Annotated in this window: 7 protein-coding genes; 5 read left to right on the top strand and 2 right to left on the bottom strand. The window is 73.6% G+C overall.

Annotation, left to right across the window (positions count from 1 at the left end; genetic code table 11):
• Positions 1-237 precede the first annotated feature (237 nt).
• The 5 genes from ACFYNX_RS30045 to ACFYNX_RS30025 all read left to right on the top strand — a co-directional run bounded on the left by ACFYNX_RS30045 (position 238) and on the right by ACFYNX_RS30025 (position 5,614).
• Entirely contained in the window at positions 238-966 is a 729-nt protein-coding gene (locus ACFYNX_RS30045; RefSeq protein ID WP_365550106.1) for an ABC transporter ATP-binding protein, read from the top strand.
• A 135-nt stretch (positions 967-1,101) separates the two neighbouring features.
• Positions 1,102-3,648: an ATP-binding protein gene (locus tag ACFYNX_RS30040; protein ID WP_388665822.1), complete on the top strand. Its 2,547-nt coding sequence runs from the start codon at positions 1,102-1,104 to the stop codon at positions 3,646-3,648.
• A 74-nt stretch (positions 3,649-3,722) separates the two neighbouring features.
• Positions 3,723-4,409, top strand: coding sequence for a response regulator (locus ACFYNX_RS30035; RefSeq protein WP_365550101.1), 687 nt, complete (start codon positions 3,723-3,725; stop codon positions 4,407-4,409).
• A gap of 68 nt (positions 4,410-4,477) precedes the next feature.
• Positions 4,478-4,876 carry an OB-fold nucleic acid binding domain-containing protein gene (locus ACFYNX_RS30030; RefSeq protein WP_365550098.1) on the top strand — a complete coding sequence of 133 codons (399 nt, stop codon included), beginning with the start codon at positions 4,478-4,480 and terminating at the stop codon, positions 4,874-4,876.
• A gap of 3 nt (positions 4,877-4,879) precedes the next feature.
• The gene (locus tag ACFYNX_RS30025) at positions 4,880-5,614 is read left to right on the top strand and encodes a DUF3159 domain-containing protein (RefSeq protein ID WP_388665820.1); all 735 of its coding nucleotides are present in this window, start codon (positions 4,880-4,882) and stop codon (positions 5,612-5,614) included.
• Positions 5,615-5,754: 140 nt separating this feature from the next.
• Here the strand turns inward: ACFYNX_RS30025 and ACFYNX_RS30020 are convergent, their stop codons facing one another.
• A complete protein-coding gene (locus ACFYNX_RS30020) occupies positions 5,755-6,426 on the bottom strand; it encodes a TrkA family potassium uptake protein (RefSeq protein ID WP_125656742.1) in 672 nt (223 codons plus the stop codon).
• On the bottom strand, positions 6,426-7,094 hold the full coding sequence (locus tag ACFYNX_RS30015; protein ID WP_125656745.1) for a TrkA family potassium uptake protein: 669 nt from the start codon (positions 7,092-7,094) through the stop codon (positions 6,426-6,428). The genes ACFYNX_RS30020 and ACFYNX_RS30015 overlap by 1 nt, the downstream gene beginning before the upstream one ends.
• Positions 7,095-7,133: the final 39 nt, after the last annotated feature.

The following is a 7,133-nucleotide window of genomic DNA, read 5'->3' as shown; positions in this document are numbered from 1 at the left end:
GCGGGCGGTTGGCCCCCCCCGGGGCGGCGCTCGTACACCGCGCTCTCCCCCCCCCCCCCCCCCCCCCCCCCCCCCCCCCGGGGGGGGGGCCGCCCCCCCCCCGGGGGGGGGCCCCCCCCCCCACCGGTCTTTCCGCCCTCCCCGGGTTCTCCACGGGCCGCGACCCCGCCCCTGGTCCTCCGGACCCGCGCCGGACCATACTGGCGAGCGCACACGTTCGAAGAGGGGGAGCGCAGGGTGAGCGAGAGCAGCACGGGGTCCGCGACGGCCGTCGTCGAGGGCCCGGCGGACCCGCCCATGATCCGCGTCGAGGACCTGCGCCGCTCGTACGGCACGGGCGAGGCCGCGGTCCACGCCCTGCGCGGCGTCTCCTTCGACATCCCGCGCGGCGAGCTCGTCGCCCTCAAGGGCCGCTCCGGCTCCGGCAAGACGACGCTGCTCAACCTCGTGGGCGGCCTCGACACCGCCGACGGCGGCCGGATCGTCATCGACGGCACCGACCTCTCCACCCTCGGCGAGAGCGGGCTCCTGGAGCTGCGCCGCGACCGCATCGGCTTCATCTTCCAGTCCTTCGGCCTCCTCCCGATCCTCTCCGCCGCGGAGAACGTGGGCGTGCCCCTGCGGCTGCGCAGGGCGGACCCCGGGGAGCGCGAGGAGCGGGTGGCCCTGCTGCTCGGCCTGGTGGGCCTCGCCGACCACGCGGCCCAGCGGCCCGGAGAGCTCTCCGGCGGCCAGCAGCAGCGCGTCGCCATCGCCCGCGCCCTCGCCAACAGACCGGCCCTGCTCATAGCCGACGAGCCGACCGGCCAGCTCGACGCGGAGACCGGCCTCGCCGTCATGCAACTACTGCGGGCCGTGGTCCGCAGCGAGGGCTGCACGGCCCTGGTCGCCACCCACGACCCCCAGCTCCTGGGCCTGGCGGACCGGGTCCTGGAGCTGCGCGACGGCGAGATCCTGGAGGCCTGAGGACACCCGAGGGCTGTTCGACGGACCGGGGCCGGGCAGGCACCGGGCGCGGGCGGGCATCAGGATCACGTCAATACCGCCCGCGACCGTTCTCCGCGTGCGGGACGCCCGATCGGCTGGACGTATGGTCGGTCCATGGGACGCGGCAAGCTACGCATCTACCTCGGCGCTGCGCCGGGCGTCGGCAAGACCTACGCGATGCTCTCCGAGGGCCACCGCCGGGTGGAGCGCGGCACGGACTGCGTGGTCGCGTTCGTCGAGCACCACGGACGGCCGCGCACGGAGACGGTGCTGCGCGGCCTGGAGCAGGTCCCGCGCCGCGCCCTGGAGCACCGGGGGGCCACCCTCACCGAGATGGACGTCGACGCGGTCCTGGCCCGCCGCCCCGCGGTCGCCCTCGTCGACGAGCTCGCCCACACGAACGCGCCCGGCTCCCGCAACCCCAAGCGCTGGCAGGACGTCGCCGAGCTGCTCGCGGCCGGCATCGACGTCGTCTCCACCGTCAACATCCAGCACCTGGAGTCGCTCGGCGACGTCGTCGAGGCGATCACGGGCGTGCGCCAGCGGGAGACCGTCCCCGACGAGGTCGTGCGCCGGGCGGACCAGATCGAACTGGTCGACATGAGCCCGGAGGCGCTGCGGCGCCGGATGGCCCACGGCAACGTCTACACCTCGGACAAGGTCGACGCGGCCCTCTCCAACTACTTCCGCCCCGGCAACCTCACCGCCCTGCGCGAACTGGCGCTGCTCTGGACCGCCGACCGGGTCGACGAGTACCTCCGCAAGTACCGGGGCGAGCACAACATCCGCTCCACCTGGCAGGCCCGGGAGCGCATCGTCGTCGGCCTGACCGGCGGGCCCGAGGGCCGCACCCTCATACGCCGGGCCACCCGCCTCGCCGAGAAGGGCGCCGGGGGCGAGGTCCTCGCCGTCTACATCGCCCGCAGCGACGGGCTCACCGCGGCCTCCCCGAAGGAGCTGGCCGTCCAGCGCACCCTCGTCGAGGACCTCGGCGGAACGTTCCACCACGTCATCGGCGACGACGTCCCCACCGCGCTCCTGGAGTTCGCCCGCGGCGTCAACGCCACCCAGATCGTCCTCGGCTCCAGCCGCCGCCGGTCCTGGCAGTACGTCCTCGGCCCCGGCGTCGGGCAGACCGTCGCCCGCGACTCCGGGCCCGACCTGGACGTCCACATCGTCACCCACGGCGAGGTCGCCAAGGGGCGCGGCCTGCCGGTCGCGCGCGGCGCCCGCCTCGGCCGCTCCCGGATCCTCGCCGCCTGGACGGTCGGCGTCGCGGGACCCGCCTGCCTCGCCCTGCTCCTCACCCACGTCGACGCCGACCTCGGCCTCGCCAACGACATGCTGCTCTTCCTCGCCCTGACGGTGGCCGCCGCGCTGCTCGGCGGGTTCCTGCCGGCGCTCGCCTCGGCCGCCGCCGGCTCGCTCCTCCTCAACTGGTTCTTCACCCCGCCCGTCCACCGCCTGACCATCGCCGACCCCAAGAACATCGTCGCCCTCGCCGTCTTCCTCGGCGTCGCGATGTCGGTCGCCTCGGTGGTCGACCTGGCCGCCCGCCGCACCCACCAGGCCGCCCGGCTGCGCGCGGAGTCCGAGGTGCTCTCCTACCTCGCGGGCAGCGTGCTGCGCGGCGAGACCAGCCTGGACGCCCTCCTCGAACGGGTCCGCGAGACCTTCTCCATGGAGTCGGTCGCCCTCCTGGAGCGCGAGGACGAGGTCGAGCCGTGGACGCCCGTCGCGAGCGTCGGCCCCCACCCGGCGTCCCGGCCGGAGGAGGCGGACGCCGACATGCCGGTCGGGGACCGCCTGGCGCTCGCCCTGTCCGGCCGGGTGCTGCCCGCCGAGGACCGGCGGGTCCTCGGCGCCTTCGCCGCCCAGGCCGCCGTCGTCCTCGACCGGCAGCGGCTCGTCGGCGAGGCGGAGGAGGCCCGGAAGCTGGCCGAGGGCAACAAGATCCGCACCTCCCTGCTCGCCGCCGTCAGCCACGACCTGCGGACCCCGCTCGCGAGCATCAAGGCCTCCGTCTCCTCCCTCCGCTCCGACGACGTCGAGTGGTCCGAGCAGGACCGGGCCGAGCTCCTGGAGGGCATCGAGGCCGGGGCCGACCGCCTCGACCACCTCGTCGGCAACCTCCTCGACATGTCCCGCCTGCGGACCGGCACCGTCGCCCCCCTCATGCGGGTCGTCGACCTCGACGAGGTCGTCCCCATGGCCCTCGGGGGAGTGCCGGACGGCAGCGCCGAGCTCGACATACCCGAGACGCTGCCCATGGTCGAGGTCGACAAGGGCCTCCTGGAGCGGGCCGTCGCCAACATCGTGGAGAACGCCGTGAAGTACAGCCCCGGGGGCGTGCCCGTCGCCGTCGCCGCCAGCGCCCTGGGGGACCGGGTCGAACTGCGGGTCGTGGACCGCGGCCCCGGCGTCCCCGACGAGGCCAAGGACCGCATCTTCGAGCCCTTCCAGCGCTTCGGCGACGCCCCGCGCGGCTCCGGCGTCGGCCTCGGCCTCGCCGTGGCCCGCGGCTTCGCCGAGGCGATGGGCGGGACCCTCGGCGCCGAGGACACCCCGGGCGGCGGCCTCACCATGGTCCTCACCCTGCGGGCCGCGCGGGGCGCGCCCCCGGCACCGGCGGCCGACCTGCCGGCCCACGCGGCGACCTGAGCCGCGCCCCCTCCCCGTACCCGTACCACCGTCCCGTCCGCCCGTACGGCGGCCGAAAAGGAAGGCACTCCTCCATGACCCGGGTCCTCGTGGTCGACGACGAGCCGCAGATCGTCCGCGCCCTGGTGATCAACCTCAGGGCGCGGAAGTACGAGGTCGACTCCGCCCCCGACGGCGCCACCGCCCTCCGCCTCGCCGCCGACCGGCACCCCGACGTCGTCGTCCTCGACCTCGGCCTGCCCGACATGGACGGCGTCGAGGTCATCCGGGGCCTGCGCGGCTGGACGCGGGTGCCGATCCTGGTCCTCTCGGCCCGCCAGACCTCCGACGAGAAGGTCGAGGCCCTCGACGCGGGCGCCGACGACTACGTCACCAAGCCCTTCGGCATGGACGAGCTGCTCGCCCGGCTGCGCGCCGCCGTGCGCCGCAACGAGCCGGTCGGCGTCCCCGAGGGCGGGGTCGCCCTCGTCGAGGCCGAGGCCTTCACCGTCGACCTGGCCGCGAAGAAGGTCCACCGCGACGGCCGGGACGTCCGGCTCACCCCCACCGAGTGGCACCTCCTCGAAGTCCTCGTCCGCAACGGCGGCCGCCTGGTCGGCCAGAAGCAGCTCCTCCAGGAGGTCTGGGGCCCCTCGTACGGCACCGAGACCAACTACCTCCGGGTGTACATGGCGCAGCTCCGCCGCAAGCTGGAGCGCGACCCGTCCCACCCGCGCCACTTCGTCACCGAACCGGGCATGGGGTACCGCTTCGAACGCTGAACCGGACGCCGCACGGAGGGGCGCCCCGGGCCCCCTCCCGTGACGGCGGCGGCCGGTACGCTTTCTGTATGAGTGCTGCACCGCGTACAGAGAGGCCGGCCGGCAGGTTCCGCCGGATGCTCGACCGGCTCTCCTCCTCTCCCGAGGACCTGGAGTCCGAGGAGCTCCAGGAGGACGCCGAGGCGTCGGGGTGCACGCGTATCTCCGAGTGCTCCGACCGCCAGATAGTCAAGGTGACTGGTACCTTGCGCACGGTCACGCTGCGCCCCCGGGCCGGTGTGCCCGCCCTCGAGGCCGAGCTCTTCGACGGCACGGCCCCGCTCGACGTCGTCTGGCTCGGCCGCCGCTCCATCGTGGGCATCGAGCCGGGCCGCAAGCTGATCGCCTCCGGCCGGATCTCCATGAGCCACGGCCGGCGGGTCCTCTTCAACCCCAAATACGAGCTCCGACCGCTCGGACAGGAGTAGCCGGTGACGTCCCTCGACAAGCCGACCAGCACGGACCAGGACGCCCGCGCCTCGAAGGAGGTCACCGAGGCCGCGCTGTTCGAGGCGTTCGGCGGCCTGCGGGGCATGGTCGAGACGGTCCTGCCCGGTCTGCTCTTCGTCACGATCTTCACGATCAACAAGGACCTGAAGAGCTCGGCGATCGCCGCGCTCGGGGTCTCGCTGGCCCTCGTCGCCGTCCGGCTGATCCGCCGCGACACCGTCAAGCACGCCTTCAGCGGCGTCTTCGGCGTCGCCTTCGGCGTGGTCTTCGCGATGATGACCGGCAACGCCAAGGACTTCTACCTGCCGGGCATGCTCTACACGCTCGGTCTCGCCCTCGCGTACCTCGTCACCGCCGTCGCCGGAGTCCCCCTGATCGGCCTGATCCTCGGCCCGGTCTTCAAGGAGAACCTCTCCTGGCGCACCCGCAACCCGGGCCGCAAGAAGGCGTACACGAAGGCGAGCCTGGCCTGGGGCCTGATCCTGCTCGGCAAGTGCGCGGTCCTCTTCCCGCTGTACTGGTGGGCCGACCCGACCCGGTTCGGCTGGGTCTCGGTCGCCCTGAAGATCCCGCCGTTCCTGCTCGCGGTCTACCTCACCTGGGTGTTCCTGGCTAAGGCTCCGCCGCCGATCGACGTCTTCGCCGAGATGGAGGCGGAGGAGCGGGCGGAGAAGGCCCGCGAGGAGGCGGCGGCCGAGCGGCGGCCGGAGGCCTGAGGCCCCGCCCCGAGCGCGTACGCCCCGTACACCGCCTACGCCCCGTATGTACACGGGGAAGGGCCCGGACCTGTTCGTCAGGTCCGGGCCCTTCCCCGTACGACGTGCGACATACGCGTACGACGTGTGACGACCGGCCGTCAGGACGTCTCGCGGCGCACCTGGAGCAGGTCCTCCAACTGCTCCTCGCGGGCCTGCGCGGCCACGAACAGCAGCTCGTCACCGGCCTCCAGGGTCTCCTCGGCGCTCGGCGTGAGCACCCGCGAACCGCGGATGATCGTCACCAGCGAGGTGTCCTGCGGCCAGTCCACGTCCCCGACCGAGGTGCCGGCGACGGCCGACTCCGGCGGGAGCGTCAGCTCGACCAGGTTCGCGTCGCCGTGGCTGAAGCGCAGCAGCCGGACCAGGTCGCCGACGCTCACCGCCTCCTCCACCAGGGCCGACATCAGACGCGGCGTCGAGACGGCCACGTCCACGCCCCAGGCCTCGTTGAACAGCCACTCGTTCTTCGGGTTGTTCACCCGGGCGACCACCCGCGGCACGCCGTACTCGGTCTTGGCGAGCAGCGAGACGACCAGGTTCACCTTGTCGTCGCCGGTCGCCGCGATCACCACGTTGCAGCGCTGGAGCGCCGCCTCGTCCAGGGAGGTGATCTCGCAGGCGTCGGCGAGCAGCCACTCCGCCTGCGGCACCCGCTCCACCGAGATGGCGGTCGGCGCCTTGTCGACGAGGAGGACCTCGTGCCCGTTCTCCAGGAGCTCGCCCGCGATGGAACGGCCCACCGCACCCGCGCCCGCAATGGCGACACGCATCAGTGACCAGCCTCCTCGGGGCCCTCGGCGAAGGCCTCCTCGACCTTCGCGATCTCGTCCGTACGCATCATCACGTGCACCAGGTCGCCCTCCTGGAGCACCGTCTGCGACGAGGGGATGACGGCCTCGCCGAGCCGGGTCAGGAACGCGACGCGCACGCCCGTCTCGTCCTGGAGCCGGCTGATCTTGTGGCCGATCCAGGCCGGCGAGGTGTGCACCTCGGCGAGCTGCACCCCGCCGCTCGGGTCCGTCCACAGCGGCTCGGCGCCCGAGGGCAGCAGCCGCCGCAGCATCTGGTCGGCGGTCCAGCGGACCGTCGCGACCGTCGGGATGCCCAGGCGCTGGTAGACCTCGGCACGGCGCGGGTCGTAGATCCGCGCCGCCACGTTCTCGATGCCGAACATCTCGCGCGCGACCCGCGCCGCGATGATGTTCGAGTTGTCGCCGCTGCTCACCGCGGCGAAGGCACCGGCGTCCTCGATCCCGGCCTCGCGCAGCGTGTCCTGGTCGAACCCCACGCCCGTGACGCGGCGCCCGCCGAACCCCGACCCCAGGCGGCGGAAAGCCGTCGGGTCCTGGTCCACGACCGCGACCGTGTGCCCCTGCTGTTCGAGGGTCTGCGCGAGAGCGGCTCCCACTCGCCCGCAGCCCATGATGACGATGTGCACGTCCCCTTACCCCGCACTCCTGATCGCCCTGCTGACCTG

Origin of the sequence: Streptomyces sp. NPDC007872 (assembly GCF_042868165.1) — a bacterium.
Lineage (GTDB): Bacteria > Actinomycetota > Actinomycetes > Streptomycetales > Streptomycetaceae > Streptomyces.
The sequence above is the reverse complement of the archived record's forward strand: the minus strand, read 5'-3'. Positions and strand labels throughout refer to the sequence as shown.